Source organism: Nocardia sp. CA-119907, assembly GCF_050955995.1.
Classification (GTDB): Bacteria; Actinomycetota; Actinomycetes; order Mycobacteriales; family Mycobacteriaceae; genus Nocardia.
Genome location: NZ_CP192091.1, coordinates 8,904,119 through 8,930,280, shown reverse-complemented (window position 1 = coordinate 8,930,280; position 26,162 = coordinate 8,904,119). Strand labels below are relative to the sequence as shown.

The following is a 26,162-nucleotide window of genomic DNA, read 5'->3' as shown; positions in this document are numbered from 1 at the left end:
CGGACAACAGCAGTCGGACCGTCGGGCACTCGGGTTCCCGGTCAGCGTGGAGGAGAAGTCATGACGCCGTTCACATCTCGCAGTGCCGCATCGAGGCCGCTCGGGCCGGATGTGGATATCGCGGAACTGCGGGCGCGCGTGGCAGCTTTCGTCGCGGACAAAGTGGTGCCACAGGAAGACGTGCTCGACGCGGGTGGGCCGAGAGCGGCCGTCATATCCGCAGAGCTGCGGGGGGCGGCGCGGACGGCGGGGTTGTGGGCGTTGCCGCTACCGCTCGAATGGGGCGGACAAGGACTTCCGTTCGCCGACTACGTGTGCCTGGCCGAAGCGGAGGGCGCCAGCGATCACGGGCCCGCGATCCTCGGCTCGGCCTCGCTGCTGGATGTGTCGATGCTGCAACGACATGCCAGCCGCCGTGTGCGCGAGAGCTACCTGAACGGCCTGGTCTCCGGTGAGCTGCGGGCCGCCTACGCGATGACCGAACCCGATACGCCGGGCACCGATCCGGCCATGACGGCCACCCGCGCGACTGTCGAACCGGATGGCTCGTGGACGCTGACCGGTCGAAAGTGGTTCGTCAGCGGCGGCGCCGATGCCGATGTGATCACCGTGCTGGCCCGCACCGATGGCGAGGCCCCCAGTCGCGATGGGCTCACCCTACTGCTGGTGCCGACCGATACGCCCGGCTTCCAGATCGTGCGTGAGGTACCGGTGTTGGGCGTCGGCGGGCAATGGGAGATCGAACTGGACGGGGTCCGGGTACCCGGCGACCACGTGATCGGCGACCCCGGGCGGGCACTGGCCATCGCGGGCGACCGGCTGCAACTCGGCCGAACGCTGCGGTGTCTGCGCTGGCTTGGACAAGCCGAGCGCGCGTATGCGCTGATGTGTGATCGGGCCCGCGGCCGCAACCAGTCGCGCGGCCCATTGGCCGAACGGCAACTGGTGCAACAGCATGTCTTCGAGTCCCTGCTCGCCATCCGCGGCACCCGGCCGCTGGTACACAAAGCGGCCGCACTGATCAGCGCTGGTCACGATGCTCGCGTGGACGCCGGTCTGGCGAAGGTCGCGGCGGCCCGAACGCTGCAGCAGGTCGCCGACGCCGCGATCCAGATTCACGGCGCGGCCGGGCTGGGGCCCGATACCGCGCTACCTCGGCTGCTGCGCACGGGTCGGATGGCACGCATCCTCGACGGGCCCGATGAGCTGCATATCGAGGCGGTGGCGCGGCGGGTGCTGCGCTGACCGGGTTCAGGTGTCGAACGGTGCGACCGCGCCGGTGTGAATGGCCAGGGCGAGGGCGAAAAAGTAGTCGCCCCAAATGAGTTCGTGCGCGGTGGCCAGGTTGCGATCCAGGTCGTAGCACCCGTCCAGCAGCATGCCGGAGTGGTTCAGATGCCGGGTTGCCAGCTGCTCGAGTATCTCGATCGCCCTGCTTCTCAGGCGCATCGCTCGCTCCGGAAGCTGATGTGCGGCAGCAAGTTTGAGCAGCGCGACGGCTTCGATGGCGGCTGCGGAGGTGTCCGGTGGCGCGTCCGGTGTCATCTCGGCGGGCGGAATCAGCGGTGCCGTGTCATCGATCAATTCCTCGGCGGTGTCCAGGTAGCCGGTATCGATATGCCAGCTCGCATCCGCCAGCGCCAGCAGCAACCAGGCCCGTCCTCGGCTCCAGCCCGTCCTCGGCTGCGGGCACGCGAGCCAATCGCCGTTGGTCCACGCCCAGGCGGGGGTGAACACCGGTTCGGTGCGCCATCGGATGAGGTGGGTGTCCAGATGTGCTTTGGCCGCGGCCGTACCCGATGCCGTGGTCAGCAGCGGCTGCGGGCAGGCAGCGCAATCGCCGTCGGTCCAGCCCCGCGCCGGGGTGGACACCGGTTCGGTGCGCCATGGGGTGGGGTGGGTGTCCAGATGTGCTTTGGCCGTGCCCGATGCTGTGGCCAACAGCGGCACGATGCCTGCCACACCATCGACGCGGGCCAGCAATCGCGGGCCGCCGAAGGCCGAACCCCATGGCAGCACGCCGAGTTCGTGATCGAAGTCGTCCAGACAGGCGCGTGCGGCTTCCGCGCCCAGTTCGGCAGCGGTGCGGTCACCTCCGGCGTTGGCCGCCAAAGCTGTTCCGTACCAGAAGATCAACCCGCGGGTCGCGGTATCCGCGCCGACCCAGTCCGCCAGACGAGCGGTCACCTGCGCCGCGGCCGAACGGTCGTGGGCCGATCCGCTGTGCAGAGCGCGCAGCCACAGTAGGCCCGACCAGAAACCACCGGTCCAAGAACCCCGTGAGGTCGTCACCCACTCACCGCTGCTGTGCTCGGCATACAACGGGAACCGCTCACCTACGACAGCGCGTGTCTTCTCGGCACGGTCCAACACCGAATTCAACGCCACCTCGGCCCACTCACTCATTCCTGCACCTCACCTGGGTAGTCCCCGATGCGGCGAAGCCGCAGATCGCTGCCGAGGCCCAAACCTGTGGATTCGGTCCGTTCGGCTCCGGCGTGACCTCGATATTTCGCTCGCTCATGCCCGATCCCGCAATGCCCACACCGCGGCGACACCTGCGGCAGTCATGAACTCCGCGGCCACCAGCAACCAACTGCTGCTGTAACCGATCGAAGGCACGACCGCACCGAAAACCGGTGGCCCCACGGCGAACCCGGCAAAGAACCCGGCCGACACCAATGCCGAGTCCCGCCCAGCTCGACCGGGTGCCGCGCGCTGGATCACCAGTACCATCGACACCGCATTACCCGCCATCCCGAACGTCCCCACCGCGACGACCGCAACCCAGACCAACCCGTTCACCAGCGGTGCCACGGCCATCAGCCCCGCAGCGCCCGCCGATCCGACCCCCAATCCCGCGGGCAACACCACCGCCATGCCGGGCCTACTCGCTACCCGCGCCCACCCGATCCGTCCCGCGATCCCGGCCACGCCGAGCACCGCGACGAGCGTCCCCGCCGTCGCGGCGCTGAGCCCGAGCCGACGCTCTCCGAACAGCGCGAGATAGGTATTGATCGAGGCCATGCCAGCACCCAGGAACAGTGAGTACACCGCGAGCCAACGCACGACGCTCGCCGCGGTGACGGCGTCAATCGTCGAACCCATTGCGGCAGTGTGGATTTCCGACTTGCGCCGCGGTGGATCGGTCGGCAATGTCCACCACACCCATAACGTGACCAGCACCGCCGAACCGGCCGCCACCAACACCGACACCCGCCAACCGGCGACCGCCGCCAACGCCGTCAACGGCAGCCCCGCCGCGATCGCGCCCAATTGAACGCCGGACTGCTTCGTACCCGTCGCTCCCGCTCGCTGGGCAGCCGGAATAACGGCCAAAATCGCCTTGTTCGTCGCCGGATTCGCCAATGCCTGCGGTAACCCACCCAATCCAACCGCCACCAGCAATACCGCATACCCCGGCGCGGCGGCGATCAACCCCAATGCGAGCGCGACCAGCCCCAACAAGGCAACCAGACATCGCCGCGGGCCGAGCACATCCACCGCCCGCCCGGCCATCGGCGACAGCAGCGCGGCAGTCCCGAACCCGACCGTCGTCGTGAACCCCAACATCGCCGCGGACAACCCGAGATCCGGCACGATCCGTGGACCCAGCGCCCCCACCAAGAACAGTTGCAGCATGGAAAATCCCATGGCGGCGGTCAACACCCCTGCCACCGACACCGTCGCCACCCGGTCCGCACGGACCTGCGGATGCGTCTGCACCGCCGTTCTCCTCCCAGCCACGCCACCGTTCGCCTACCCGAACTCACGTAGTCGGGTAGGCGGCTGTCCGGGTTCCCAGCGAAATTCTCCGACCGCCCCCTGCCCCGTCCAGATACCTTCCCCCGTATCGCCCCCTCAGCCTGGGGAGTTCCGTCGAACGTAGTCAGATGGTGGTCGTACACGCCACAATCGACCGCCCTATCACTACGCTCGGTGAGCACTTGGACTGGATAGCGCAGCTACTATCTGGAGGGGGCACTAGTAGACAGGCGGAACGTCCCGATCGACGGGGGCTGCGCTACCGCAGCGTGCCCGATGGCAAAAACTGGGCCCACTCATACATCCTCGATGTCACGAACGCTGGTGGGGTTGATCGTGATTGCGTCGGCTCGGTCCAGATTGGTGTCGGAGTCGGATATCCAGCCGTCTGTGATCCGGATGAGCGAGCCGTCAGCGCCCTGGTAGATGGGTGCGCTCGCGATGGGAGCCGATGCGAGCTTGTGGGGAGTGTCCTCGTTGAACAATGGTGAACAATGCCCATACGGACGGGGCGATTTCGCGCTGACCGGGCTCGAGCTCGGACATCCGGTTCACGCTCCCGTCGGTGTGTCGGGCAGGACATCGGCGGTGTCGCCGACCACGCGTGCCCCGATGAGCGGATGCGATACCGCCGGAGATCGACCCGATCCAGTACAGGCGCGGATGGTGTCGACAACGTTGCGCCCGGAGGGGCGGAAGGTGCATCGCGGTGGTTCGATCCAGCGCCGGAACTCCGCGCATCGGTCGCTCGGGCTCGGCAAGGCGATGGTGCCGCCCGCCCGGACGACGGACACAGTCGATCGGAACATCTCCGCGAACAGGCTGTCATCGTCGGGCAGATCGGGACGCACCAGATACGTCCACCGATTCGAACGAGGGTGCGATCCCCGAATATTGATCTGCGACGAGATCACCTCCGCACTGGACGCGACAGCCCGCGAAGTCGTCATCGACCTACTCGACGACCTCCGCCGAACCGGCCTGGCCCTGATCAGCCATCAGAGCCCGGTACTCGACCGTCTCGCAGATTCAGTGCTCACATCGGACGAGACGATTCCACAGGTCTTCGTTCAGCCCGCCACCGGATAGCGTTCGCCTGGAAGGGAATTCACCCGATCTCGTCGATCGCGATCGCACGCCTGAAACTTCTTGCCTTCCAACGGAACCAATGGCCCGGCCACGACGTCCAAGCATAGTGAGAGAGGATCGCATCGAGGCAGGTGCGCTCACTTCGGCAACCTCGCAAAACGACGAGCGGTGTTCCGTAGCTCCGGTGCGCTACCGCTTCGGGGGCACGGGGAGGTGTTGGGCGAGGTATCGGTCCTCTGCCGGGTAGTCGAAAAATCGGGTGAAGTAGCGGTCGTGGGGCTGTGGGAGGAGTTGAGTCGGGTCACCGTTGTGGGCGGTGGTGATCAGCCAATCGTTTTGGGCGCGAACTGTGGACGCGTAGTTGCCGATGGGCTGGTAGCCGAGGGCGATCGCGGCGCTGGTGTCGAGGATGACCGGGGCGGGGGCGTCCCAGGGGGTCGCTCCGAGGGTGGGGTGTTCGTCGGGTGCCAGTGGTATTTCGGTCCATTGGTGGCCCAGATGGTGGGTGATCGCTCTGGAGATCTGTGCGGCGGTGGGGTGGTCGGGATCGGCGATGTTGAGGATGCGAGCACCGGGGTTGTGGGCGACCGTCTCGACCAATGCGGCGATATTGACCGCGGCCGTGGGATGGACGACTCCCGAACCGCGGTTTGCCAGCAGTACGGCCGGTCGTCGGTCGAGTACTCGCTTGAGGAAAACCCACTCCCGTGGGCGGCGGGTGCCTACGCCATGGACCAAAGAGGGTCTGAGGACGGTAATCGGTAGACCGGAGTCCAGTGTGATGTTCTCGGCCGCGACCTTGTTGGCGCCGTAGCCTTCTCGGGAGTTGAAGTCCATATCGCCGGGCGTCATGACCGGTGCCGATTCGTGGATCGCACCGTCGAAAATCGGGGCGGTCTCGGAGTTGGCGTGGTTTCCCGCAGCGTCGACATATACCGCTTTGCTCGACATAAGCACGGTCGACGTCGCATGTTGCGCGAACTCTACGAGGGTATGCGCATCGGTGCCGGTGTAGCAGAGACAGTCGACCAGTAGATCGAGCCCATTGCCGAGGACAGCGTGCAGTCGATGCCGGTCGGACCGGTCCACCGCGACGAATCGGACGCCCGCGGCGACGAGTTCGCTCGGCATATTCGCCGGATTGCGGCCGGCCACTCGAACGGACCAACCCGCGGTGGCCAAGTGTAGCGCGATCGCCCGCCCGATTACCCCGGTGCCGCCGAGGATGAGCGCTTCAGTCATTGCGCGAGTTTAGATGAGTGGCTGGGCGCGTCCGCGACCTCGGTGGGTTCGATGAGACGTTGGGGCAGCGCCCCTGCGCGACGGTCTAGTAGGACGCGCAGGTGGGACTGCGCCGCCCGGGGAAGGCGGGGGCTGCGGCGCTCGGATGAGGTATCGCGGACGAGGTGTACTCGGCCCACGTCGAATCGAATTCTGTTGTGGCACAAGTGTTCCGGGAGCGGATTCCTGAGCGGGCCGGTCACTGGTCGATCGCGCCGATCTGCCTCATAATTGGTTCACGGCCACATTCGGGGGAGGGGTCGAAGATGCCGGGTTTCGTTCTTATCGTCCTGTCCGTGCTGCCGGTTGGGGTGTCGGCGCTACTGCGTATCCCGTTGTGGGTGAGTTCGATCCCGGAATTGTCTGCCAGTGAGCTCGGCTACCTGTGCCGCGGCGGGCGCGGCGCTGTCGTCACCGCGGTCAAGTCGCTGGATATGGACGACGTGATCACGATGAACGCGCGCCGGAATTTCCAGCGGACCAGGAAAACGCTACCTTCGGACGCCGACGAGTTGGAGCGCGCCGTCTTCACCGATGTACGTGGCCCGGCACGGTTGTCCGAACTGCCCGAAAAACGGTTCATCCGAAGGGAGTTGGCGGCGACGCGGGACCGGCTTGCGCAGGCAGGCCTGATACCGCGTCTGTGGTGGCGTCGGACCATAGTGGTGGTCACGCTGATTCTGATCATGGTGGCTGTGGCGGCATATTGGGTGTCCGATGCCGTCACCTGGGGCAATCTGGCGGTGTTGGTTGCGGGGATTCTTGCCGCTTTCTGCCTGCTGCTATTCAGTCGGCGAACGATCGCGGGAGCGCGGTTGCTGCGCCGGGAGCGTCGCGAGAGCCGTCGTGCACTCGCCGACTGGGAGCCCGCGGAGCCTTCGGCCGCCGGTCCGGCCCTCGACGAGACGGACTCCGCGCAGGAAACAGGGTTCTTTCGAAACCAGCACTCGCTGTTCAAGCGATTCGTGGCGCTGGGCATGACCGTGGACCTGACCGCGGTCACAGGAATCCCGGTGCCGAGCTATGGCGATCACGGCGGCTCCGATTCGGCCGGTTGGCATTGGGGTAGCCTCACTATCTTTGGTTCATCGGACAGCGGTCACGGGCACTACGGCGCTGGTCACGGGCACCACGACAGTGGTTGCGGTGGAGGTGACGGCGGTAGCGCTGGCGGTGGTTACTGAGGCGGTGACGTGGCGGATCCGCGCGATTTCGAGATTCCGCTCCCCCGTTGGCCGTTGGTGAACGGCCTTCGCCAGTTGCGATCCACACGGCATCGAGCAGGTTCGACTACCGACACAGTGGTGAGGATCGCCCGGGATTCGAACGAAGCCTCACCACTGCCCATGACGCGGGGCCTGGATCTCAGTCGAGCACGGCGAACGCCTCGACCTCGACGAGCACATCGGGCTCGAACAAGTAGTCGACGCCGATCGCCGACAGGGGCGGCAACGGCTGCGGTATCCCGAGTTCGTCTGCGACGCAGTCGATTCCTGCGACGAAGTCGTGGTACTTGTCCGGGCTCCAGTGCGTGACGAAGAACCGGAGACGCACCACGTCGGCGAAGCTCGCCCCGGCCCCGGCGAGGCCCCGTGCGGTGTTGCGCAGTGCCTGCGCGACCTGACCGGTGAGGTCACCTGTCGCGACAGCATTGCCGACGGCGTCGCGCGCGATCTGACCGGCCACGTGCACTTGGCGAGTACCCGTGCTGATCGAAACATGGTGGTACGGAACAGGAGTGAACATGCCCTCCGGGGTCAGCAGCTGTACTGCCATGGGTGTCCCTTTCACTGTCGGAGTAGGTATCCGATGTCTACCTGGTACCCCAAGGGAACTTCAACGAGACTAGGTGTCATGCCGGAAACCGCTCCACCACAGTCGGATAGCCCTCAGCTCACCGAGCAACACCGCGAGCTGCTCGACCACGTGCTCGACAAGTGGTCACTCCAGATCCTCGACGCACTGTGCGAACGGGGCCCCCTGCGCTTCAACGAACTTGGTCGAACGATCCCCGCCGTGACGCAGAAGTCACTCACCGCCGCACTCCGGCGCCTGGAGCGCAACGGGATGGTCGAGCGCGTCATCACAAGTACGCGACCCGTCGCCGTCGAATACCGCCTCACGTCCCTTGGACGGTCGTTGCAAGACCTCATCGACGCACTCCTGCATTGGGCCACAACCACACTGCCCGACGTCGAGCGCGCCCGCGCGCGCTTCGACGACCGGGCTCGAGCTGAAGAAATGCCATCGCTTTGAGATCGGAAGCAGTCGCGCAAGCGTGAGACCAGATCTGGAGCGGCAGGTCGCGCGGGGGTCAGGTGGTGACGGGTTCGAGGCCGTGGGTTCGGGCGTAGCCGGAGCACGTTCGCCAGCAGTGGGATGCCGCATTTTCTTGCGTGATCGCGCTCGTCGATATTGTCGCTGGTTGTGATGTCATGGCAAGCGGCCAGGGATCGTTCGCCTGCATTTGTCCCTGAGCGGGCGGCGGCGAGCACAATGGACCGGGCAAGTTGCCGGTCGGCTCTGTCGATGCGTCGGCGCCACATCAGTCGACGCGGGTTCGTCCTGTCGCCTATCTGCCACCAGAGCGGCTGTCCGATCCAGAAGGTGCTGGTCTGACCGGGATGTCCCGCAGGACGCATTCCCACGGCCAGATCAATTACGGCGAGACGACCGCAGCAGCCTTTCAAAGGAGAGTCATGTCCTTTCCCAAGCTTCCCCAGCCGGAGACCGGTGAAGTGCTGTTGGTCTGTACGTGCTACGAGGACGGCACCGCAGTGTGGGGCAAGCTACTTCACGAGATCGGGAGCCGCCGGGAAGGCGATGTGCTCGTCGTCGGGGACAGCGGAGTGCGGCTGCGACCGATCGAGGACCGCGGGTGGCACTTCCTGCACGGCGGAAACGTCCCGGCGCTTGTCGCGCACGGCGGCCCGGTGCCGCCGTTCGTCGTCTTGGCGGACATTCCAGTGGTATACGGCGGGGACGGGCCGTTGCTGGTGGACCTGGCGGCGATTCCCGGGCGCGGCGTCCGGGTCCCCTCGGCACGGCTCGGCGAGATCCTGGCCGACCTGCTGGGCGGCGCACTCACGTTCGACCACCTGGTGCGCAACATGGATGTGTGCGGCATGTACCAGGGGAACGGCAGTCGGCCGGCGTTCCCCGCACCAACGACGCTGCCGCACCGGCCCTTCCCGACACTGCCCTCCACCGCTGGCGTACTGCTGGTCCGTACCTTCTTCGACGACGAGCAGGGCTGGCGCGCCCTGCTCGACGAGCTGGGTGGAGCCGACGAGGATGGCTGGGTCGGCGCAGACGTGGACCCGGACGAGATCGACGTGGAGCACTATCCGCTGACGGCGTTGGTCGTCGACGACCGAGCCTTCGAGGGCCTGCTGCCGGGGCAGGTTCCGGCGCTGGTCCCGCCGCCCAAGGACACCGACGAGCACACCACGCTGGTCGTTCTCGCCGATGCCAGGACTTTTGCCGAGCCCGGCCGACCGCTGACCGCTGTCGACCTGTACGACACCCCGGGGCAGCCCGCCGTCCTGCCCTCCCGCATGGTCGGATCGCTCGCGTGCAACCTCGAGATCAGCAACATGGACTTTTACGAGTTCGTCGCCGTGGAGGACACGGAGCCGTGGTGGGAGGGCTCCTGAAAAAGTAGGCTGTGCTGCACTCCTGCCGTGAGCATCGGACAGCAGGGGCGACATCATCATCGGGCGCGGAACGCTGGCGGTTCTCAGACTAGTTATTTTCCGGAATCCGTTTGTCTCATAAGACGCTCACACGTTCCGGCCTTGGCCGTCTTTGATCCAGAACATGCCTCGGCCCGATTCCGCAGGCGCGCGTACCTCGCGTGGTGCGATCCGGTCGAGCCGGTATCCGAGTCGGCGGGGGACTGCGGCGCTGCGAATGTTGGCTTCGTCGCAGCGGATTTCAACGTGGTCGATGCCGGGTAGGGCCAACGCGATTCGAGTCAGCGCGGCGGCCGAACGGGTGATCACTCCTCGGCCGGTATGCGCGACATGGCACCAGTAGCCGATTTCCAGCGTGCGCGGGCCGACGTGGTCGCGGATTCCGATCGCACCGAGTACCGTCCCCTCGGCGTCGAAGATGCCGTAGTTGCAACTTCCGTCGGGTCCCGGCCAACTCGTCGCCATCGCGTCGCCGAAGGCACGGTGCTGCTCGAGTGTCATGGGTTCGGCGAGCCAGTCCATCCATGGATGGATGTGGTCGAAGGAGGCGCTTATCGCGTCGAATCGGGGCACCAGATCCTCGGGCTGCCAACGACGCAGCAGCAGATCACCCAGGTCGATCTGCTGAGGCGGCGCAATACCGGGCACGAGCGCGGCTGGTTCCTCGGTGTTCATCTTGGGATGTTGTCAGCTCGATCCGTTGTGGGGCAATGCAATTAGGTCAGCAGCGCTGACGACGGCGAGCCGATCGGCGAATCAGCTCCCGGCCAGCTGACCGGACGGGGGTCAACCGCTCGCGCGGCCCAGAGCTGGCCTGGTCCGCCACAGCTCAATGCCAATGTCGACGAGTTCGACTTGGTCGAGGTGGACGACGCCGTGCAACCGACTTGCCGGGATTCGTTTTGTCCGGATGTCGTTGCCGACCCGGCGCGCGGTATCGCATGAGGGAGTGATGATCGAGATCCCCTGGGCCAGAAGCTCATCGGAGCAGAACGTCGAGATCCGTCGGCGGTCGGGACCGTGCGGTCGCTCGAGTATGTCGAGAGTCACATTGTGGCGCTGTCACAGGGATCAGGGCAGAGACATCTTGTGGGCGTCCACTGCGAGCACTTCGCTCGCTCGTATCGAGGAGCACCTCATGTCTTTCACACTCGAGCCCCAGGTTGCCGAAGCCTACGCCCCATTCGCCGCCGCGATGGCCGACAGCACACCCCCACCGGTCGGCGATGTCGCCACCAGACGCATCGTGTTCGAGGAACGCATCGGCCAGGCCGACGCCGCCCAGCCGTTCCCGGATGACATCGCTATCACCGACCACCGGCTGGTCACCGCAGACGGCGCGACGATCCGATTGCGTTGGTACACAAGAAAAGACACCTCCGATGTGCCTGGCCCGGCCGCGCTCTATCTACATGCTGGCGGGATGATTCTGGGCCACATCGACTTGTTCGATGGATCGGTTTCCCGGTATGTGTCCGCCAGCGGCACCCCGTTGCTGGCAGTGGACTACCGGCTCGCCCCTGAGCACCCCCACCCGATCCCGGTCGAGGACGCTTACGCGGGGCTGGCCTGGCTGCATGAGCACGCCGACGACCTTGGGGTCGACCCCGCTCGCGTCGGCGTCTTCGGCGACAGCGCAGGCGGTGGCCTCGCAGCCGCGGTGTCGATCCTGGCCCGTGATCGCAAGGGGCCTGCTATCGCTAAACAGATCCTCGTCATGCCGATGCTCGATGACCGTACCCCGCCCCCCGATCCGCTGTTAGCGCCGTTCGTAACGTGGTCGTGGGACGACAATCGCACCGCCTGGCAGGCTTTGCTCGGCGACGCTGCCGGCGGGCCGGACATCTCGGCCTCCGCCGCACCGGCACGCGTCGCTGATCCGGCCGGGCTGCCGCCCGCCTATATCGAAGTCGGTCAGCTCGATATCTTCCGCGACGAAGCCCTCACCTACGCCGTGCGCCTGAGCCGGGCCGGGGTCCAGGTCGAATTCCACCTCCATCCCGGTGTGCCGCACAGATTCGAGACAGTTGCCTTCGCCTCCGACACCGCCCGGCGCGTCATGGCTGACCGCCTTCGCGCCCTCGCCGCACTCTGACCGCGACCCGCGTGGAACCCGTTGCTGCCGAACGAAATGGAGACATCGTGACCGGAGTCTTCGCCACCCGCGCCCCGCACCGGCCCAACCCGATCGGCCTGCACCACATCCACATTCTCGCCATCAACGGCACTCGTATCCACGTCCGCAACCTCGAGGCTCTGCACGGCACACCGATCCTCGATCTCGAGCCCCTCCTCACTACGGACCGCTGACCCGTTCCACGCGCACCCGAAAGGCCACTACCGGCAGGCAATCGCACTCCGCGTGCGCCTGCCGGTAGTTACGCCGGGAGGTTCGCGCAGCTGGCGAACTGATCTGCGCGCGAATTCCGGTCCGGCCCAGGATTATTCGAGCTGAGCCAGGGCCGGGCAGCCCGGCTCGGTCGTCGATCAGACAGCGGAGGTGTGGCCGTGCGCCTTCGTCGCGAGGTCCTGCCAGTTGGCCCAGGTCTCGAGCCGGTCGGTGTAGATCTGCGAAACGATCTGGTTGCCTTGGGATCCGAAGAAGACGCGCAGGGGCGGGTTGGGGGAGTCGACGATTTCGACGAGCGCTCGGCCTGCCGCGGCCGGGTCGCCGGGATCGAGCGTCTGCGCGTAGGCGGCGAAGGCTTCTCGGAGACCGGCGTAAGCGGGGTCGGCCTCGGCGTGGACGGCGCCGGCCGCGCCGTCGGTGGCGTAGGAGCCGGGCTCGACCAAGGTCACTTTGATGCCGAATCCGGCGACCTCTTGGGCGAGGGATTCGCTCAGGCCTTCCAAGGCCCATTTGGAGGCGTGGTACGCGCCGCCCAGCGGCCACGCGGCGAGACCGCCGACCGAGGAAATCTGGATGATGTGCCCGCCACCGTTGTCACGCAACTGCGGTAGCGCGGCTTGGACGACCCACACCGCGCCGAACAGGTTGGTGCCCAACTGATCTCGAAGTTGCTGCTCGGTCAGCTCCTCGACAGCTCCGAGCAGGCCGTAGCCCGCGTTGTTCACAACGACGTCGAGATGGCCGAAGTGCTTTGTGGCGCGCTCAACGGTCGCGAAGACGCCTGCCCTATCGGTCACGTCCAGGTCCAGGGGGAGGATGGCCTCGCCGTAGGTGCCGACGAGTTCTGCGAGGCTGTCGGCATTCCGGGCGGTTGCGGCCACCCTATCGCCGTTGGCCAGTGCGGCCTCGACGAAGCTTCGGCCGAGGCCGCGGGAGGAACCGGTGACAAACCAGACCTTGCTCATGACGTCTTTCCGTTCTTTCTGCATTGGCGAACGCAGCGAGGAGGGTCGCCCTCGCTGCCGATGTTCGGTGCTGCTGCACCGAACGAGCACAAGATGCCGCCAACCCGATCCTTGTGACGGCACGACAGCGTGACGTGCGTCACCCGCCCCGGCCCCATGAAGGATCAACGGGTGAGCCGCGTTGGCGTCATTGGTGACCTGCGTCACGTGTTGTTATGTCTCGGTGGTCGACGGTGTCCTGAGGGCATGAACGAGCACAACAGCACCTACACCAAGGTCGTCGTGATCGGCGGCGGCTATGCCGGGACCGTGGCGGCCAACCGGCTGCGGCAGCGCGACGATGTCGAGATCACTCTGGTCAACTCGCGCCCGAAGTTCGTCCAACGCCTGCGGCTGCACCAGTTCGTGGCTGGCACCGGTGCGGCCGCGGTCGACTACGGCACGCTGCTCGGTGACGGCGTGCGGCTGGTCGTCGACGACGCCGTCCGCATCGATATCGCTGCGCGGATCGTGGAGCTGGCATCAGGGCGCGTCTTGGACTACGACTATGTCGTCTACGCGGTCGGCAGTACCGCGGCGCTGCCCGCCTCGGTACCCGGAGCAGCCGAATTCGCCTACCCCATAGCGGAATTGGAGCACGCGCAGCGGCTGCGTACCGTCATCGGCGAGTTGCCGCCGAACGCTGCGGTCACTGTCGTCGGCGCCGGGCTCACCGGGATCGAGACAGCCGCCGAGCTGGCCGAACAGGGTTATGCGGTCACGCTGGCCTGCGGCGATAGATTGGCTCCCACGTTCTCGGAGCGGGGGCGGCGATTGGTGGCCGAGTGGATGGCCAGAAATGGGGTCGCGGTGCTCGACAACGTGCGGGTGGCCGAGGTCCTGCGGGATGGGGTGATACTGGCCGACGGCCGTGTGGTGCCCAGTGCGGTCACCGTGTGGACTGCCGGTTTCGGTGTGCCGGACTTGGCCGCGCGCAGCGGCCTGCACACCGACGCGCTCGGTCGGCTCATCACCGACGAAACGTTGACCAGCATCGACGACGACCGCATTGTCGCGGCCGGTGACGCGGCCGCGCCGTCGAGGCGGCCGCTGCGAATGAGCTGCCAGGCCGCTGGGCCCCTCGGCGCTCAGGCCGCCGACACCGTGCTGGCCCGAATCGCCGGTGCTCAGCCTCCGGTGCTGGACATGGCTTTCCTGGGTTCCAACGTCAGCCTCGGCCGCCGGGCCGGGATCGTGCAGTTCAGCCACAAGGACGACACACCCATGACCGCCTATATCGGCGGCCGCATCGGTGCGCCGATCAAAGAAACGGCCACCAGGTGGACGCTATGGGGAATCCGGTGGGAAGCTCGCAAACCCGGCGCGTTGTTCTGGGCCAAGGGTGGCAGGCGGTCCGAGCAGGCCGTGATGGTGGCGAACCCGTGAGCTCCATCGACGAACATGCCGAGCGCTTCACCCTGCTACGGCCGCTGCTGTTCACCATCGTCTACGAAATCCTCGGCTCCGCAACCGAATCCGACGATGTGCTGCAGGACAGCTACCTGCGCTGGGCCACAGTGGACCTCACGACTGTGCGGGACACGAAATCGTTTCTGGCGCAACTGGTTACTCGTCAGGCCCTCAACGCGCTGCGAGCCAGTGCCCGGCGTCGCGAGGAGTACGTCGGCCCGTGGCTGCCCGAGCCGTTGCTGTTGACCGAACACGATGCCGCGGCCGATATCGTGCTCGCCGAATCGGTGTCGATGGGGATGCTCGTGCTGCTGGAAGCGCTCACCCCCGAAGAACGCGCGGTATTCGTCCTGCACGAGGTGTTCGGCTTCGACTATGACGACATCGCCACGGCGGTAGGCAAATCCGTGACAGCGGTGCGCCAGATGGCGTATCGGGCTCGCGCGTACGTGCAGGCGCGGCGCAACCGGTTCGGACCCATCGATGCCGCGCGCACCGCCGAACTCACCGAACGGTTCATGACGGCGGCGACCACCGGCGATATGGCGGGCCTGATGTCGATGCTCGCACCCCATGTCACCTGGACCACCGACAGCGGCGGCAAAGCCACCGCGGCGGGCCAGTTGGTGATGACGGGTGCGGAGCAGGTGGCCTCGATTCTCATTGCGCTGTTCGTCCCGATACAGCGCAAGCCGGACGTGCGGATCGAGCCGGTGAACTGCAACAGCGAGCCCGCTGTTGCCATCTACACCGGCGACCACCTGGAGGGCGTCGTCTTACTCGAATTCGTCGACGGCATGGTCATCAACGGCTACGGCATCCGCAATCCCGACAAACTCGCCGCCCTCGCAATCGCGCGCACCATCACCCGCAACACCCACGAAAATCCCATAGCTCTCCAGGAGTGACCGACCATGTCAACCACGATCGAACTCAGCGAACTGACCGGTGACTACGTTCTCGATACCGGCCACACGCGGATCGGATTCATCGCCCGGCACACCCTGTCCACCAGGGTGCGCGGGAGGTTCGGTGAGTTCGAGGGCACCGCGCACCTGGACGGCGACGAACCGTCGAAATCCAGCGCCCAGCTCACGATCCAGGCGAATAGCATCGACACCGACAACCCGCGGCGCGACGATCTGCTGGGTAGAAAGTTCTTGGGCGTCGACGACCACCCGACGATCACCTTCACCCTGACCCGGGTGGAGCAGTTCGACTCGACCAGCATCACGGTCACCGGTGATCTGACCATGCGCGGTGTCACCAGGCCGGTCACCGTGGACTTCGAACTGACCGGCGCGGACATCGACGAGCAGGGCGCCCTCCGAGTCGGCTTGACGGGCAGCGTCACGATCAATCGCAAGGACTGGGGCGTGCATTGGAAGGCGGCCGTGGGCATGGTCAGCCCGAAGGTCACGCTCGAGTTCGACGTTGCCGTGATCCGGCAGTCCTGACCAGAGAGAACCCGACAGCGTTCCCGGATGTGACACACGGCACCGCCGGACTGCGTCACGAAAGAGCTGCCGGGCTCGTCCAGGACACGAGACCGCTAGCGCGGGAACACCTATGCGAAAGGAGAGTCGAATGCCGAGCGACAGGACCTCACACCTTCGACGCCGATGGTTGCGAGCGCTGTCTGCGGTCGTGGCTCTGCTATCCATCAGCGTGGCGATGCCGGCGGTATCGCATGCGGACAGCTCCGTGGAGACACTCGATGATGGGCAGTTCGTCGATACCGCGGTGGCGCGCTTCCATTTTCTGAAGGCAGGCGGGGGTCCGCCCATCGTTCTGCTGCCGGGCGGCACGCTCTGGTCGTACACCTATCGCGACACCATTGCCGCGCTCGCCACCAGTCACACCGTCTATGCGGTCGACCTGCCGGGTTCGGGGTTCACCACGCTGCACGATCCGGATTTCGGATACGACGTGCGGGCCATGGCGGAGTCCTTGCGGCAGTTCATCTCCGCGATCGGCCTTACCCGTGTCTCCCTGCTGGCGCATTCCCTGAGTGGTTCCGTCGCCGTGGATTTCGCCGCACGATATCCCTCGGAGGTGGATCAACTGGTGCTCATCTCACCACTGGTACTGGACACCGAACTCAATGTGAACATGCGGCTGATGCGCACGCCCGTCCTGGGGGAACTGGCCACGCGGGTAATGACCGAGGACATCTATGTGGCCGGATTGCGCGGGGCGTACGCGCACCCCGAGACGTTGACGAAGGAACTCGCGGACACGTACTGGATCCCGCAGAGCCATGACGAGAACCGCACCGCGATGTGGAAGCAGCCACGCAATCTCGATCTGGCCGAGGTGCAACGAGAGGCGGGCACGATCAGAGCGCGGACGCTGATCCTCTGGGGCGAACTGGATACCGTCGTGAGCCCCTCGCAAGCACAGCCACTCGCCCAACTGATCCCCAGGGCGACGCTGCGAATGCTCGCAGGCGCGGGCCACAACGCCCACGAGGATGATCCCGCCGCCGTCGATACGGAGCTCACCGCATTCCTCGACCACTGACGGTCGAAGCCGAATCTTCATGTCGGGTCCGGATTGTCGGATGCGGCTTACAGGGCTCGGCGCATACAGATCATGGCGTGCCCATTACGCGCTGCACGAAGCGCAGACCGGCGCCGAAGCCGTCGTTCATGATGGTGCTGTGGTCGGCGTCGAAGGCGGCGAACTCGTATTTCGTTCCTGCCGAGGTGAATTCGGCGAGCAGGGCCAGCGTGACGGGGATCGGCACAGCGGTATCGGAGACGCCCTGGCCGATGAACACCGGCTGACGGTATCCAGCGGTCGGGACGGCCATATAGGTGTTGAGCACGTCGGTGATAACGGGGTCGTTCAGGGGCCGCGCCAGCAGTGCGCCGATCGGGCGGTCGCCAACCGTGTCGGACCACTCGGTCACGCACTGTGTCGACACCGCGTCCAGGATGCGGCGCCCCTCGGTGCTCAGATACGGGTTCAGGTCGAAGCCCGGCTGGTTGGCGCGGATGGCGGCCAGAACTGCCGCGATCGTCCCGGCCAGACCGCCCAGTCCGGGGACCGCGGGCGACTGCGGACCGGCCAGTGACAGCACGCGTTCGAGATGGGATTCCGGCGCCAGCGCGACCGTTCCGCGGAAGTCCAGTTCGGGGGCGTAGTTGGGTGCCATATTGCCGGTGCTCAAGGCCGCGCCTCCGCCTTGGGAGACACCCATGACACTCCAGCGGGTCGACAGATCGTCGAAAGCATGTCGCGCGGCACGCACCAGATCGATAGTCGTCGTGGCCTCGGTGCGGGTGTTCTGGTACGGATGGACTCCCGGCGATTGCGGGCTCAGGCCGAGGTAGTCCGGGGCGACGGCGGCATAACCGGCCTGATTGATCCGCAACAGTGCGGGAGCGTCGTAGGGAGCATTGTCGGAAGACGACAGGCCGCACTGCTGGCTCAGTCCGTTGGTGCCGTGATCCCACGCGACGATCGGCCGGCCCCCGTCCGGAGACGGCCCCTCGGGGAGAAAGACCAGGCCGGTGGCGGTGGTCAGCCGACCGTCGAGCGCAGGTGTGCGGTACGTGAGGAGGAACCCCTGATTCGTCCCGCCCCAGCCGGCCGCCAGTCGCTCGACCCGCACCAGATCACCGGCCTGCGCCGCGGGCTCGGCGACCGCCGACGTGGCGGTCGTGGCCGACATCGAGCCGACCGCGAGGATAGTCGCCAGAATCCCCCGGAGCCGACGCCGTGCTGCTCCCCGCATCGAATCATCCATTCGTATCAAGATCCTCACTGTGATCAAGAATTGAGATCCGGCGGCCCGATCGGACGGCCAAAGTTATTGTCGAGCAGTAACTTTGGATCGTTACAAGACGCCAGTTCACGCTCGTCAGCTGGTTGAGACCGGTGCCAGGATCGGATCCCGGCCACCACGGGCACGCGCGTGACGGGTGCGCTGGGATTGCTCGTCGCGATCGGTATCGGCGCCCAACTCCTCGATCGGGTCGACCTGCCCAGCGCAGCGGTGACCACCGAGACCGTGGTTCTACTCCTGGCGTGTACGGTCCTGCGGCTTCGATCCTGGTGCGCATGACGTGGCGCAGGACTGGGCAATCCGCCAATCGGCGATCTTCGCCACGCTGATTGTCTGCCTCGCCTTGTTCGCCACCTACGCACTGTTCTGGCCAGCGGCGATGGCGTTCTACTGCGCAATACTGGCCACGCCGGTGGTCGCCCTGTCCATCGGCTACTTCCCGATCGCTTTGCTGCGACGCAGCCACGCGGACAAAACCGCTGCCGCCGTCCACCCGGTCGGCGCAATGTAGCTGCACTGCTACGGATTTCGCGCTGTAGGACGGTGCGGGGAATGGTCGATCCCATGAGTCCGGTCGGCGGCCGAGCACGCGCGACCGGACAGGCACTACTCGATGCCGAGGGTGACTTCGGTTGATTTGATGAGGACTTTGACGGGGGAGCCGTCGGTGAGTGCGAGATCGTCGACGGCGTCGCGGGTGATGGAGGAGGTGATTTCATCGCCTCCGGTGAGTCGGACTCGTACGACGGCCATCGCCTCACCGCGGGTGACCGAGATGACGGTGCCGTCGAGTTGATTGCGGGTGCTCAGTCGCATGGCAGTCAGTCTAGGCAGCGGTGTGTCCAACGGGTGGGAGGTGCGTCGGATCCGAAACCCGGGGCGATTCCGTCATGGGCCAGTAGACGTCGCGGACGTATGAACATCGCCACCCATTCCTGCGCGGACGCGCCCTGAGAGCCACATCACTCCAGCTGTTGGGCCCTACCTGCTCGGGCGAGCACAACTCGGACCAGGGGAAACACCGCCCGTCGGTGCCCGGCGCGACGGGTAGGCTTGGCAGATGAGCGCCGAGGTGCGGCTGGACGAGCTCGTGAAAGTCATCGAGCAATACGGCCTCGCCTACCTGATCAGCATCGGCGATGACGCCCGGCCACACGTAGTCGCGGTGGATCCGGTTGCGCGGGAAGATCAACTCCGGATCGTCGAGCCCGGTCGAGGTTCACGTCGCAACATTTCCGCACGTCCCGCGCTCACTCTGCTGTGGCCGCCATCGCAGCCAACCGGGTACTCGCTCATCGTCGACGGCATCGGCGCACTGCACGATGACCGCATCGACATCACACCTACCCGGGCGATCCTGCACCGCGCTGCCGCACCTGACTCCGCGCAGACCGACGACGGCTGCGGCAGCGACTGCCGTCACATTCCGGTCGCCGACGCGCGGGCCACCTCGGCAGAGTCATAACGCGTTCGTCGAAATATTCGAAGAACCGGTTCCGCGCGGTACTGCCCAGGGCGGATCACGCTGGGTAGGTGTGGACTTCGGTGGCTTTGACCGCGGCCCACAATGGCGCTCCGGTCTGCAGCCGCAGATCGGCGACGGTTGCGGGGGTGACGTCGGCGAGGACGGATGGGCTGCCGCCGAGGCGGACTCGGGTGGTGTGGGCGTGCTGTTCGAGCCCGATGATGGTGACCGGCCAGGTGTTTCGCGGGCTGCCCACGGGTTGTTCGGGATGCAGGCTCACCGCGTTGGGCGGGAATGCGACATGGACCGCGCCTCGGGCCGGTTCGGCCACGGTGAGTGTTCCGCCGTCGTCGAGGTCGACGGTATTGCCGTGGGCGGTGCCGCGATAGAGGTTGAGGCCCACCAGGTTCGCGACATAGTCGGAGCGTGGTCTGCGGGCCACTTCGCTGGGCGGTCCTTCCTGGATGATGTTGCCGTCTTCGAGGATGACCAGGCGGTCGGCGAGCACCATGGCGTCGAGTGGATCGTGGGTGACCAGCACCGTATGCCCGGTGTAGTCGGCGAGGTGATGGGCGAGGTCGGAGCGAACCTGTAAGCGGGTGCTCGCGTCCAGTGCGGCCAGCGGTTCGTCGAGCAGCAGCAGCTGCGGGTCGGTGGCCAGCGCGCGGGCCAGGGCGACGCGTTGCGCCTGGCCGCCGGACAGCGCGCGTGGTTTGGCGTGTAGGTGTTCGGCGAGGCCGACCCGGTCGAGCCAATACCCGGCGCGGTCGCGGGCCGCGCGGCGGTGCTGTCCGCGGGCGCGCAGTCCGAAGGCGACGTTGTCCTGGGCGGACATGTGCGCGAACAGCAGGTAGTCCTGGAATACCACGCCGACCGCGCGTCGCTCGGCGGGGGTGAACAGCTTCGGCGGTGCGTCCCAGGTGTTCTCGTCGAGACGGATGCGCCCGCCGGTGAGTGGGGTGAGTCCGGCCAGCGCCCGCAGTGCGGTGGTTTTGCCCGCTCCGTTGGGGCCGAGCAGTGCGACGACTTCCCCGGCCGCCACGGTGACGCTGATGTCGAGTTCGAATCTGTCTCGGGTGATACGTATTTCGGCCTCGAGGGTCATATCGCGCCTCGTGTCCACCGGTCCCGCAGCGCCGCGAGTACGGCCACCGAGACGAACAGCAGTACCAGGCTGAGCACGATCGCGTCCTCGGGATCGGTTTCCAGGGCGAGGTATACCGCCAGCGGCATGGTCGTGGTCTTGCCGGGGAAATTGCCCGCGAAGGTGATGGTGGCGCCGAACTCGCCGAGTGCGCGGGCCCAGCACAGCACCGCGCCCGCGATCACGCCAGGCATGACCGAGGGCATGGTGACCCGCCGGAAGGTCAGCCAGCGCGATGCACCGAGGGTTGCGGCGGCTTCCTCGTAGCGGGGGTCGGCTCCGCGCAGTGCGCCTTCGACGGAGATGACCAGGAACGGCATCGCCACGAACGCCTCGGCGACCACGACCCCGGCGGTGGTGAAAGGCAGTGAGACACCGAACCATTCGTTCAAATGGCGGCCGATGATTCCGTGCCTGCCCAATACCAGCAGCAATGCGACCCCGCCGACGACCGGCGGCAGCACCAGCGGGACGGTCACCAGCGCTCGGACGAATCCGAGTCCCGGTATCTCGCCGCGCGCGAGCAGCCATGCCAGTGGGATACCGAATGCCAGGCAGACGACGGTCGCCAGGCTCGCGCATACCAGCGATAGGCGCAGTGCCCGACCGACTTCGGCGCTGAACAAGCGGTCGGGCATGCCGTGCCACGGTGCGCGCAGCAGGAGCCCGATCAGCGGCAGCAAGAGGAACGCCAAGCCGCAGACGGCGGGCAGCACGAGGATGAGCGGTCGCCGCCCGCGTGCTGCCCGCCGTCGCGCCGACGTGCGGATCACGGATTATCGAATCCCGACTTGGTGAATACCGCGCGGGCCTGGTCGGATTCGATGAACGTGACGAAGGCTGTCGCGGCGGCGGAGTTGGGTGCCTTGGCCAGTGGTGCGACCGGGTAGTCATTGATCGCCTTGTCGGCCTCGGGGAAGTCGATGCCCTCCACCCTGTCGCCTGCGGCCTTGACGTCGGTGCGGTAGACCAGCGCAGCGTCCACTTCACCGAGGGTGACCTTCGTCAGCACCGCTTTGACATCCGCCTCACGGGTGTCGGGCTGCGGATTGACACCCGCGACCTCGAAGACGGTCTTGGCGGCGGCGCCGCACGGCACCTGCTCGGCGCACAGCGCGATCTTCGGTTCGGTCTTGCCGAAGTCGGCCAGTCCGGTGATGTGGCCGGGATTGCCCTTGGGGACCGCGATTTCGAGGCGGTTGCGCACGAAGGTCACCGGCTTGGCGGTGATATCGCCCGCGTCGACGACCTGCTGCATGTTCTTCGGCGCCGCCGAGGCGAATACGTCGACGGGGGCGCCCTGCTTGATCTGTTCCGCCAGTGCCGAACTCGCGCCGAAGCTGTAGACGACCTTGGTGCCGGGGTGCGCGGCCTCGAATTGCTTGCCCAGTTCGGTGAACGTCTCGGTCAGCGATGCGGCCGCGAATACCGTCACCGTTCCGGAGATCTTGTCGGTGGGGGCCGGATCGGACGATTTGTCCGATGCACACCCGACCAGTGTCAATGCGGCGGCGCCGGTCACGGCAGCCGCACTCAGCGAACGAATCATCCTCATCAACTTTCCGGGATTTCTACAACAACGTGGGTGGACTTGACCGACGCGACCGCCACGCTGCCGACCTCGAGGCCGAGCTCGTCGACCGATTCCCGGCTCAGCAGGGACACCAGCCTGAAGGGCCCGGCCTGCATCTCGACCTGGGCCATCACCGTGTCCTTCACAATTCGTGTCACGATCCCGCGCATCCGATTCCGCGCGGAAGCAGCCACCGTGGCACCGGGCTCCGGCGCCTCCGCGTTGGCCCGCAGAAATTCCGCCAGCTCACGGCCGCTCACGCCCTTGCGACCGCTGTCCAGCTGGATCGCGTTCAGTCGCCCCTGATCGATATACCGCCGCACGGTGTCATCGCTGACACCCATCAGAGCGGCAACCTCACTGATTCGCAGATTCGACACGAGTGGCAGCATATTGCCGTATCCACGGAATGTATAGCCGGATTCGCACGCTCCAGCGGATCGTTACGGATACTGGCGCGGCGGCTGCGCGCCGCCAGAGCTATGCGAAACACGGCGGCGAAACGACAGGTGGGGTCGCCGCCCATGACCCCCGAATCGACACGCTCGCGCGAACCCCGTACCATCCGGCGCGGCAGCCGATCTCCAACAGTCCGCAGAGGAAGCTATTGGGAACCAGCCCGGTCTACCGCAACGCAACCGTCTACGAACTACTCATGCGGGCGCTGTACGGGCGGCACTATCAGGCCCGGTTTCGCGCGATCGCGGAGCTGATCCCTTATGGCGCCGACGTCGTCGACGTGTGCTGCGGTCCGGCGACGCTGTATACCCGCTATCTGCGCGGATGGGTGGGCGCTTACACCGGCTTGGACCTGAACAGCCGGTTCATCGCTCGGCTCAACAACGCGGGCGGGCACGGCACGGTGTGGAACGTGCATTCCGAGGTCCCGTTTCCGGAGGCCGACTATCTGGTGATGCAGGCGAGCATGTACCAGTTCCTGCCCGAACCGGTTCCCGTCCTCGACCGGATGCTGGCGGCCGCGCGCAAGCACGTCATCATCGCCGAACCGATCCGGAACCTGGCCTCCAGCAACAACCGCATAGTGGCCGCGATCTCGCGGCGCTACACCGATGCCGGTGAGGGGGCGCAAAGCCATCGCTTCACCGAGCAGACGTTGGATGAGCTGTTCGGTCCTTACGAATCTCGGATCCTGCACCGGTCGTTGATCGCCGGCGGCCGAGAGAAATTATTCGTGCTCGCGGCATGAGCGCATCGAATGCGGGGATGTTGAGTAGGGTGTGGAACTCGTGACCGACAGTGCAGTGTCGAAGGCAGCGCTGGCCGAACCTTCGGGGGCCACGCAGAATTCCACTTCCGAGCCCACTCGGCGAGATATCTCTCGGTGGGCGGCGGTCACGGCGATCGGGGTCATCGCCGGATACACCGCGGTCCTGCTGGCCAACGTCCGTCACTTCTATACCGACGACACCGAATCCCAGTACACCGGCCTGTGGGTGGCGCTGGGACGGGCGCTGCGCAACGGGCAGTTCCCGGTGCTGTGGCCGGATCGGTGGATGTCGGGCAACAACACCATCGACGATGCGGGCCTGTTCAATCCGCCACAGCTGTTGATCGACCTGATCGCGCCGTCGGTCGACAATCTGGCGCTGTACGCGACGATCGTCAAACTGATCTTCTCGATCATCGCCGCCCTCGGTGTGTACCGGATCTGCCTGGCCTACGGTGGCCGCCCGGCCTGGTCGGCAGCGGCGGGCATCGCGTTCCCGCTGTCGGGTTTCTTCCTGTTCTTCGACGAGGCCAGCTGGATGACCGCCCTCACCGGCACAGCTTGGCTGGTGCACGCCTGGGCGGCGTCGGTGCGCTACACCCGTGGCAAGGCCGGTCCCGTTCCGGTGTTCGGGTATCTGTACCTGACCATTTCGACGCAGTACATCTTCCCGGCCGTGGAAGCGGCGCTGATGCTGCTCGCGGTAGCCGTCGGGGAGATCGTGTACCGCCGCGCGTGGAAACCGGTGCTGCGCCTCGCGTTCGCGGCCGCCTGTGCCGGGCTCGCCGGACTGCTCACGTTCCTGCCGAGCATGCTGGCGGCGAAGGTGACCTGGCGCGGCGTCTCCAGCATTATCAACGACCAGTTCCTCACTGTGCCCTGGTCGGAATCGCTGAATGCCAGCCTGCCGAGCACACTGCCCGCCTTCACGTCCTGGTGGGGCTACATCCAGCCGATGCCGCTCACCTACGTCGCCTGGTTCCTGATCCCAGCACTCGCCTTCATTGATTGGGGCCGGGCGCGGGAGGCTTGGCAGGAACTGTCCGCGGTCGCGCTGTTCACGCTCATCATGCTGATGTGGACCGCGGGCCCCGGCACGATCGGACCGCTGCGCTGGCCGGTCCGCGTGCTGCCGATGCTGGCGATCGGCCTGCTCGTGCTGGTGGGTGTGCTGCTCGGCCGCTACGGCACCGTTCGGAATTGGCGCCACCGCGGCATCGCCGCCGGGGTGCTGATCCTGGCGCTGTGGGTGCGGTCGTTCTCCGCCGACCCGCACAACGTGCTCCGGCACATCACGGCGGCGCTGGTGATCGCCGCGGTGGGCGCGGGCGTGGTGTGGCTGGGCCGGCGCCGGGGCACCGCCGCGGCCGTGGCGCTGACCATCGTCGCGATGTTCCCGATCGCCTACTACCAGGTCAATGCCGCCCAGCCGACGCCCATGCCGTGGAATCTGCCCGCGAACCGGGCCGAGGCACGAGCGGCGTTCCCTGACTTCACCGGCACCACCCTGCAACTCGGCGAGCGCGGTCTGCTGCAGCCGAGCGACAAGAGTCTCGACGGCGCGTACGGTTCACTGGTTTTCGGCAACTACGCCGAGGATATGGAACTGAACTACGTCAACGGATACACCCCGACCGGCCATTACTACTTCGGCGAAATGCTGTGCATGCGCTGGGATTCCAGCGTCTGCCCCGACGCCTACCGCCGCGTGTTCGCACCCGAGCACAGCACCGGCCGCCCGCTGGTCGATCTGATGCTCATCGACCGAGTCGTATTGCAGAAGGCCCTGTTTCCCGACGCCCGCAACCAGCCCGCCCCTGAGGGCTGGCAGTGGGTCGACTACCCGGGCCACGAGCGCTACATCGCCGTGCTGGAGCGGGTCAACGGTCCGGTCTCCGCGGTGAACGGCCGCGTCGCCGACGCCCGAAACGTCACTGCCACGTCGGTATCGGAGACCAACACCACCAGCCGTGTGCGAGTCTCCTCCGACACCGGCGGCCGCGTGGTCTTCGCCCGACTGGGCTGGCCCGGCTACCGGGTCACCCTCGACGGCAAACCGATCTCGTTCACGACCGTGGCCAAATCCTTTGTCGCCGTGGATATCCCCGCGGGCACCCGCGACGCCGACTTGGAGCTGACCTGGCGCCCGCCCGGTTGGAAGATCGGTCTGGCCGCCCTGGCCGCCGGAGTGATCGGTACGGGGCTGCTGCACTGGCTGTATATCCGCGCCAGGCGCAAAGACGAGGCGGACCCCGAGCTCAGTGCGACCGACCGCGAGTTGGCGGACATCATCGCGGCCGGACAGCAGTCACCCGAATAGCACCCCTCGCCACGGCTTGTCCGCTGTGACCAGGCCGAACACCGT

Annotated in this window: 27 protein-coding genes; 14 read left to right on the top strand and 13 right to left on the bottom strand. The window is 66.3% G+C overall.

The features are described 5' to 3' along the window. Positions 1-60: 60 nt before the first annotated feature. On the top strand, positions 61-1,245 hold the full coding sequence (locus tag ACQP2D_RS40005; RefSeq protein WP_433681081.1) for an acyl-CoA dehydrogenase family protein: 1,185 nt from the start codon (positions 61-63) through the stop codon (positions 1,243-1,245). 6 nt (positions 1,246-1,251) lie between these two features. Here ACQP2D_RS40005 and ACQP2D_RS40000 read toward each other — a convergent pair whose 3' ends face one another. From ACQP2D_RS40000 to ACQP2D_RS39985, 4 genes are all read right to left on the bottom strand, one after another. Continuing rightward, positions 1,252-2,406 carry a hypothetical protein gene (locus ACQP2D_RS40000; protein WP_433681080.1) on the bottom strand — a complete coding sequence of 385 codons (1,155 nt, stop codon included), beginning with the start codon at positions 2,404-2,406 and terminating at the stop codon, positions 1,252-1,254. A 114-nt stretch (positions 2,407-2,520) separates the two neighbouring features. After that, positions 2,521-3,726 carry an MFS transporter gene (locus ACQP2D_RS39995; protein ID WP_433681079.1) on the bottom strand — a complete coding sequence of 402 codons (1,206 nt, stop codon included), beginning with the start codon at positions 3,724-3,726 and terminating at the stop codon, positions 2,521-2,523. A 590-nt stretch (positions 3,727-4,316) separates the two neighbouring features. Beyond that, complete coding sequence (locus tag ACQP2D_RS39990) at positions 4,317-4,715, bottom strand: hypothetical protein (RefSeq protein WP_433681078.1); 399 nt, start codon at positions 4,713-4,715, stop codon at positions 4,317-4,319. 328 nt (positions 4,716-5,043) lie between these two features. After that, on the bottom strand, positions 5,044-6,096 hold the full coding sequence (locus ACQP2D_RS39985; protein WP_433681077.1) for an NAD-dependent epimerase/dehydratase family protein: 1,053 nt from the start codon (positions 6,094-6,096) through the stop codon (positions 5,044-5,046). A gap of 305 nt (positions 6,097-6,401) precedes the next feature. On the opposite strand from ACQP2D_RS39985, the gene ACQP2D_RS39980 reads away from it, so the two are divergent. Further along, positions 6,402-7,319, top strand: coding sequence for a TIGR04222 domain-containing membrane protein (locus ACQP2D_RS39980; RefSeq protein WP_433681076.1), 918 nt, complete (start codon positions 6,402-6,404; stop codon positions 7,317-7,319). Between the two features lie 181 nt (positions 7,320-7,500). Here ACQP2D_RS39980 and ACQP2D_RS39975 read toward each other — a convergent pair whose 3' ends face one another. Continuing rightward, a complete protein-coding gene (locus ACQP2D_RS39975; RefSeq protein ID WP_433681075.1) occupies positions 7,501-7,911 on the bottom strand; it encodes a RidA family protein in 411 nt (136 codons plus the stop codon). A 78-nt stretch (positions 7,912-7,989) separates the two neighbouring features. Here ACQP2D_RS39975 and ACQP2D_RS39970 point away from each other — a divergent pair, with 78 nt between their 5' ends. Both ACQP2D_RS39970 and ACQP2D_RS39965 read left to right on the top strand, forming a co-directional pair. Beyond that, complete coding sequence (locus ACQP2D_RS39970) at positions 7,990-8,391, top strand: winged helix-turn-helix transcriptional regulator (protein ID WP_433681074.1); 402 nt, start codon at positions 7,990-7,992, stop codon at positions 8,389-8,391. A gap of 443 nt (positions 8,392-8,834) precedes the next feature. Further along, positions 8,835-9,791, top strand: coding sequence for a DUF6924 domain-containing protein (locus ACQP2D_RS39965; RefSeq protein WP_433681073.1), 957 nt, complete (start codon positions 8,835-8,837; stop codon positions 9,789-9,791). A 126-nt stretch (positions 9,792-9,917) separates the two neighbouring features. Here ACQP2D_RS39965 and ACQP2D_RS39960 read toward each other — a convergent pair whose 3' ends face one another. Beyond that, the gene (locus tag ACQP2D_RS39960; RefSeq protein ID WP_433681072.1) at positions 9,918-10,505 is read right to left on the bottom strand and encodes a GNAT family N-acetyltransferase; all 588 of its coding nucleotides are present in this window, start codon (positions 10,503-10,505) and stop codon (positions 9,918-9,920) included. 463 nt (positions 10,506-10,968) lie between these two features. Here ACQP2D_RS39960 and ACQP2D_RS39955 point away from each other — a divergent pair, with 463 nt between their 5' ends. Both ACQP2D_RS39955 and ACQP2D_RS39950 read left to right on the top strand, forming a co-directional pair. Beyond that, positions 10,969-11,925 carry an alpha/beta hydrolase gene (locus ACQP2D_RS39955; protein WP_433681071.1) on the top strand — a complete coding sequence of 319 codons (957 nt, stop codon included), beginning with the start codon at positions 10,969-10,971 and terminating at the stop codon, positions 11,923-11,925. A gap of 11 nt (positions 11,926-11,936) precedes the next feature. Further along, positions 11,937-12,140 (top strand): TrmO family methyltransferase domain-containing protein, encoded by a 204-nt coding sequence (locus tag ACQP2D_RS39950; protein WP_433681070.1) that lies wholly within the window; start codon positions 11,937-11,939, stop codon positions 12,138-12,140. A 177-nt stretch (positions 12,141-12,317) separates the two neighbouring features. On the opposite strand, the gene ACQP2D_RS39945 is transcribed toward ACQP2D_RS39950, so the two are convergent. Next, a complete protein-coding gene (locus ACQP2D_RS39945) occupies positions 12,318-13,145 on the bottom strand; it encodes an SDR family NAD(P)-dependent oxidoreductase (protein WP_433681069.1) in 828 nt (275 codons plus the stop codon). 246 nt (positions 13,146-13,391) lie between these two features. On the opposite strand from ACQP2D_RS39945, the gene ACQP2D_RS39940 reads away from it, so the two are divergent. From ACQP2D_RS39940 to ACQP2D_RS39925, 4 genes are all read left to right on the top strand, one after another. Beyond that, on the top strand, positions 13,392-14,570 hold the full coding sequence (locus ACQP2D_RS39940; protein ID WP_433681068.1) for an NAD(P)/FAD-dependent oxidoreductase: 1,179 nt from the start codon (positions 13,392-13,394) through the stop codon (positions 14,568-14,570). Continuing rightward, positions 14,567-15,502, top strand: a complete 936-nt coding sequence (gene sigJ / locus ACQP2D_RS39935) for an RNA polymerase sigma factor SigJ (protein WP_433681067.1) — start codon at positions 14,567-14,569, stop codon at positions 15,500-15,502. Before ACQP2D_RS39940 ends, sigJ begins: the two co-directional genes overlap by 4 nt. Before the next feature lie 6 nt (positions 15,503-15,508). Continuing rightward, the gene (locus ACQP2D_RS39930; RefSeq protein WP_433681066.1) at positions 15,509-16,051 is read left to right on the top strand and encodes a YceI family protein; all 543 of its coding nucleotides are present in this window, start codon (positions 15,509-15,511) and stop codon (positions 16,049-16,051) included. Positions 16,052-16,298: 247 nt separating this feature from the next. Beyond that, positions 16,299-17,117 carry an alpha/beta fold hydrolase gene (locus ACQP2D_RS39925; protein ID WP_433681065.1) on the top strand — a complete coding sequence of 273 codons (819 nt, stop codon included), beginning with the start codon at positions 16,299-16,301 and terminating at the stop codon, positions 17,115-17,117. A gap of 70 nt (positions 17,118-17,187) precedes the next feature. Here the strand turns inward: ACQP2D_RS39925 and ACQP2D_RS39920 are convergent, their stop codons facing one another. Continuing rightward, positions 17,188-18,273, bottom strand: a complete 1,086-nt coding sequence (locus ACQP2D_RS39920) for a lipase family protein (protein ID WP_433681064.1) — start codon at positions 18,271-18,273, stop codon at positions 17,188-17,190. 394 nt (positions 18,274-18,667) lie between these two features. Here ACQP2D_RS39920 and ACQP2D_RS39915 point away from each other — a divergent pair, with 394 nt between their 5' ends. Then, positions 18,668-18,898, top strand: coding sequence for a hypothetical protein (locus tag ACQP2D_RS39915; RefSeq protein WP_433681063.1), 231 nt, complete (start codon positions 18,668-18,670; stop codon positions 18,896-18,898). Positions 18,899-18,993: 95 nt separating this feature from the next. Here ACQP2D_RS39915 and ACQP2D_RS39910 read toward each other — a convergent pair whose 3' ends face one another. Then, on the bottom strand, positions 18,994-19,203 hold the full coding sequence (locus tag ACQP2D_RS39910; protein ID WP_433681062.1) for a TOBE domain-containing protein: 210 nt from the start codon (positions 19,201-19,203) through the stop codon (positions 18,994-18,996). Positions 19,204-19,447: 244 nt separating this feature from the next. Between ACQP2D_RS39910 and ACQP2D_RS39905 the strand changes: the two genes are divergently transcribed. Continuing rightward, complete coding sequence (locus ACQP2D_RS39905) at positions 19,448-19,852, top strand: pyridoxamine 5'-phosphate oxidase family protein (protein ID WP_433681061.1); 405 nt, start codon at positions 19,448-19,450, stop codon at positions 19,850-19,852. Positions 19,853-19,907: 55 nt separating this feature from the next. Here ACQP2D_RS39905 and ACQP2D_RS39900 read toward each other — a convergent pair whose 3' ends face one another. The 4 genes from ACQP2D_RS39900 to ACQP2D_RS39885 are packed head-to-tail and all read right to left on the bottom strand — an operon-like array spanning position 19,908 to position 22,949. Further along, complete coding sequence (locus ACQP2D_RS39900) at positions 19,908-20,957, bottom strand: ABC transporter ATP-binding protein (RefSeq protein WP_433681060.1); 1,050 nt, start codon at positions 20,955-20,957, stop codon at positions 19,908-19,910. Further along, positions 20,954-21,766: a molybdate ABC transporter permease subunit gene (gene modB / locus ACQP2D_RS39895; RefSeq protein WP_433685907.1), complete on the bottom strand. Its 813-nt coding sequence runs from the start codon at positions 21,764-21,766 to the stop codon at positions 20,954-20,956. The genes ACQP2D_RS39900 and modB overlap by 4 nt, the downstream gene beginning before the upstream one ends. Next, positions 21,766-22,545, bottom strand: a complete 780-nt coding sequence (gene modA, locus ACQP2D_RS39890; RefSeq protein WP_433681059.1) for a molybdate ABC transporter substrate-binding protein — start codon at positions 22,543-22,545, stop codon at positions 21,766-21,768. Before modA ends, modB begins: the two co-directional genes overlap by 1 nt. A 5-nt stretch (positions 22,546-22,550) precedes the next feature. Continuing rightward, the gene (locus ACQP2D_RS39885; RefSeq protein WP_433681058.1) at positions 22,551-22,949 is read right to left on the bottom strand and encodes a TOBE domain-containing protein; all 399 of its coding nucleotides are present in this window, start codon (positions 22,947-22,949) and stop codon (positions 22,551-22,553) included. 227 nt (positions 22,950-23,176) lie between these two features. On the opposite strand from ACQP2D_RS39885, the gene ACQP2D_RS39880 reads away from it, so the two are divergent. Next, on the top strand, positions 23,177-23,776 hold the full coding sequence (locus tag ACQP2D_RS39880) for a class I SAM-dependent methyltransferase (RefSeq protein WP_433681057.1): 600 nt from the start codon (positions 23,177-23,179) through the stop codon (positions 23,774-23,776). A 127-nt stretch (positions 23,777-23,903) separates the two neighbouring features. After that, a complete protein-coding gene (locus ACQP2D_RS39875) occupies positions 23,904-26,117 on the top strand; it encodes a hypothetical protein (protein ID WP_433685906.1) in 2,214 nt (737 codons plus the stop codon). The last annotated feature ends 45 nt before the right edge of the window (positions 26,118-26,162 follow it).

What these genes read in the sequence shown, in the direction of transcription:
- ACQP2D_RS39985 (WP_433681077.1), bottom strand. Translation starts at nt 6,096, where the DNA reads ATGACTGAAGCGCTCATCCTCGGCGGCACCGGGGTAATCGGGCGGGCG.
- ACQP2D_RS39960 (WP_433681072.1), bottom strand. Translation starts at nt 10,505, where the DNA reads ATGAACACCGAGGAACCAGCCGCGCTCGTGCCCGGTATTGCGCCGCCT.
- ACQP2D_RS39910 (WP_433681062.1), bottom strand. Translation starts at nt 19,203, where the DNA reads ATGCGACTGAGCACCCGCAATCAACTCGACGGCACCGTCATCTCGGTC.
- ACQP2D_RS39970 (WP_433681074.1), top strand. Translation starts at nt 7,990, where the DNA reads ATGCCGGAAACCGCTCCACCACAGTCGGATAGCCCTCAGCTCACCGAG.
- ACQP2D_RS39980 (WP_433681076.1), top strand. Translation starts at nt 6,402, where the DNA reads ATGCCGGGTTTCGTTCTTATCGTCCTGTCCGTGCTGCCGGTTGGGGTG.
- ACQP2D_RS39905 (WP_433681061.1), top strand. Translation starts at nt 19,448, where the DNA reads ATGAGCGCCGAGGTGCGGCTGGACGAGCTCGTGAAAGTCATCGAGCAA.
- ACQP2D_RS39945 (WP_433681069.1), bottom strand. Translation starts at nt 13,145, where the DNA reads ATGAGCAAGGTCTGGTTTGTCACCGGTTCCTCCCGCGGCCTCGGCCGA.
- ACQP2D_RS39955 (WP_433681071.1), top strand. Translation starts at nt 10,969, where the DNA reads ATGTCTTTCACACTCGAGCCCCAGGTTGCCGAAGCCTACGCCCCATTC.
- ACQP2D_RS39990 (WP_433681078.1), bottom strand. Translation starts at nt 4,715, where the DNA reads ATGACGACTTCGCGGGCTGTCGCGTCCAGTGCGGAGGTGATCTCGTCG.
- ACQP2D_RS39920 (WP_433681064.1), bottom strand. Translation starts at nt 18,273, where the DNA reads ATGTCGGCCACGACCGCCACGTCGGCGGTCGCCGAGCCCGCGGCGCAG.
- modA (WP_433681059.1), bottom strand. Translation starts at nt 22,545, where the DNA reads ATGATTCGTTCGCTGAGTGCGGCTGCCGTGACCGGCGCCGCCGCATTG.
- ACQP2D_RS39930 (WP_433681066.1), top strand. Translation starts at nt 15,509, where the DNA reads ATGTCAACCACGATCGAACTCAGCGAACTGACCGGTGACTACGTTCTC.
- ACQP2D_RS39965 (WP_433681073.1), top strand. Translation starts at nt 8,835, where the DNA reads ATGTCCTTTCCCAAGCTTCCCCAGCCGGAGACCGGTGAAGTGCTGTTG.
- ACQP2D_RS39940 (WP_433681068.1), top strand. Translation starts at nt 13,392, where the DNA reads ATGAACGAGCACAACAGCACCTACACCAAGGTCGTCGTGATCGGCGGC.
- ACQP2D_RS40005 (WP_433681081.1), top strand. Translation starts at nt 61, where the DNA reads ATGACGCCGTTCACATCTCGCAGTGCCGCATCGAGGCCGCTCGGGCCG.
- ACQP2D_RS39975 (WP_433681075.1), bottom strand. Translation starts at nt 7,911, where the DNA reads ATGGCAGTACAGCTGCTGACCCCGGAGGGCATGTTCACTCCTGTTCCG.
- ACQP2D_RS39900 (WP_433681060.1), bottom strand. Translation starts at nt 20,957, where the DNA reads ATGACCCTCGAGGCCGAAATACGTATCACCCGAGACAGATTCGAACTC.
- ACQP2D_RS40000 (WP_433681080.1), bottom strand. Translation starts at nt 2,406, where the DNA reads ATGAGTGAGTGGGCCGAGGTGGCGTTGAATTCGGTGTTGGACCGTGCC.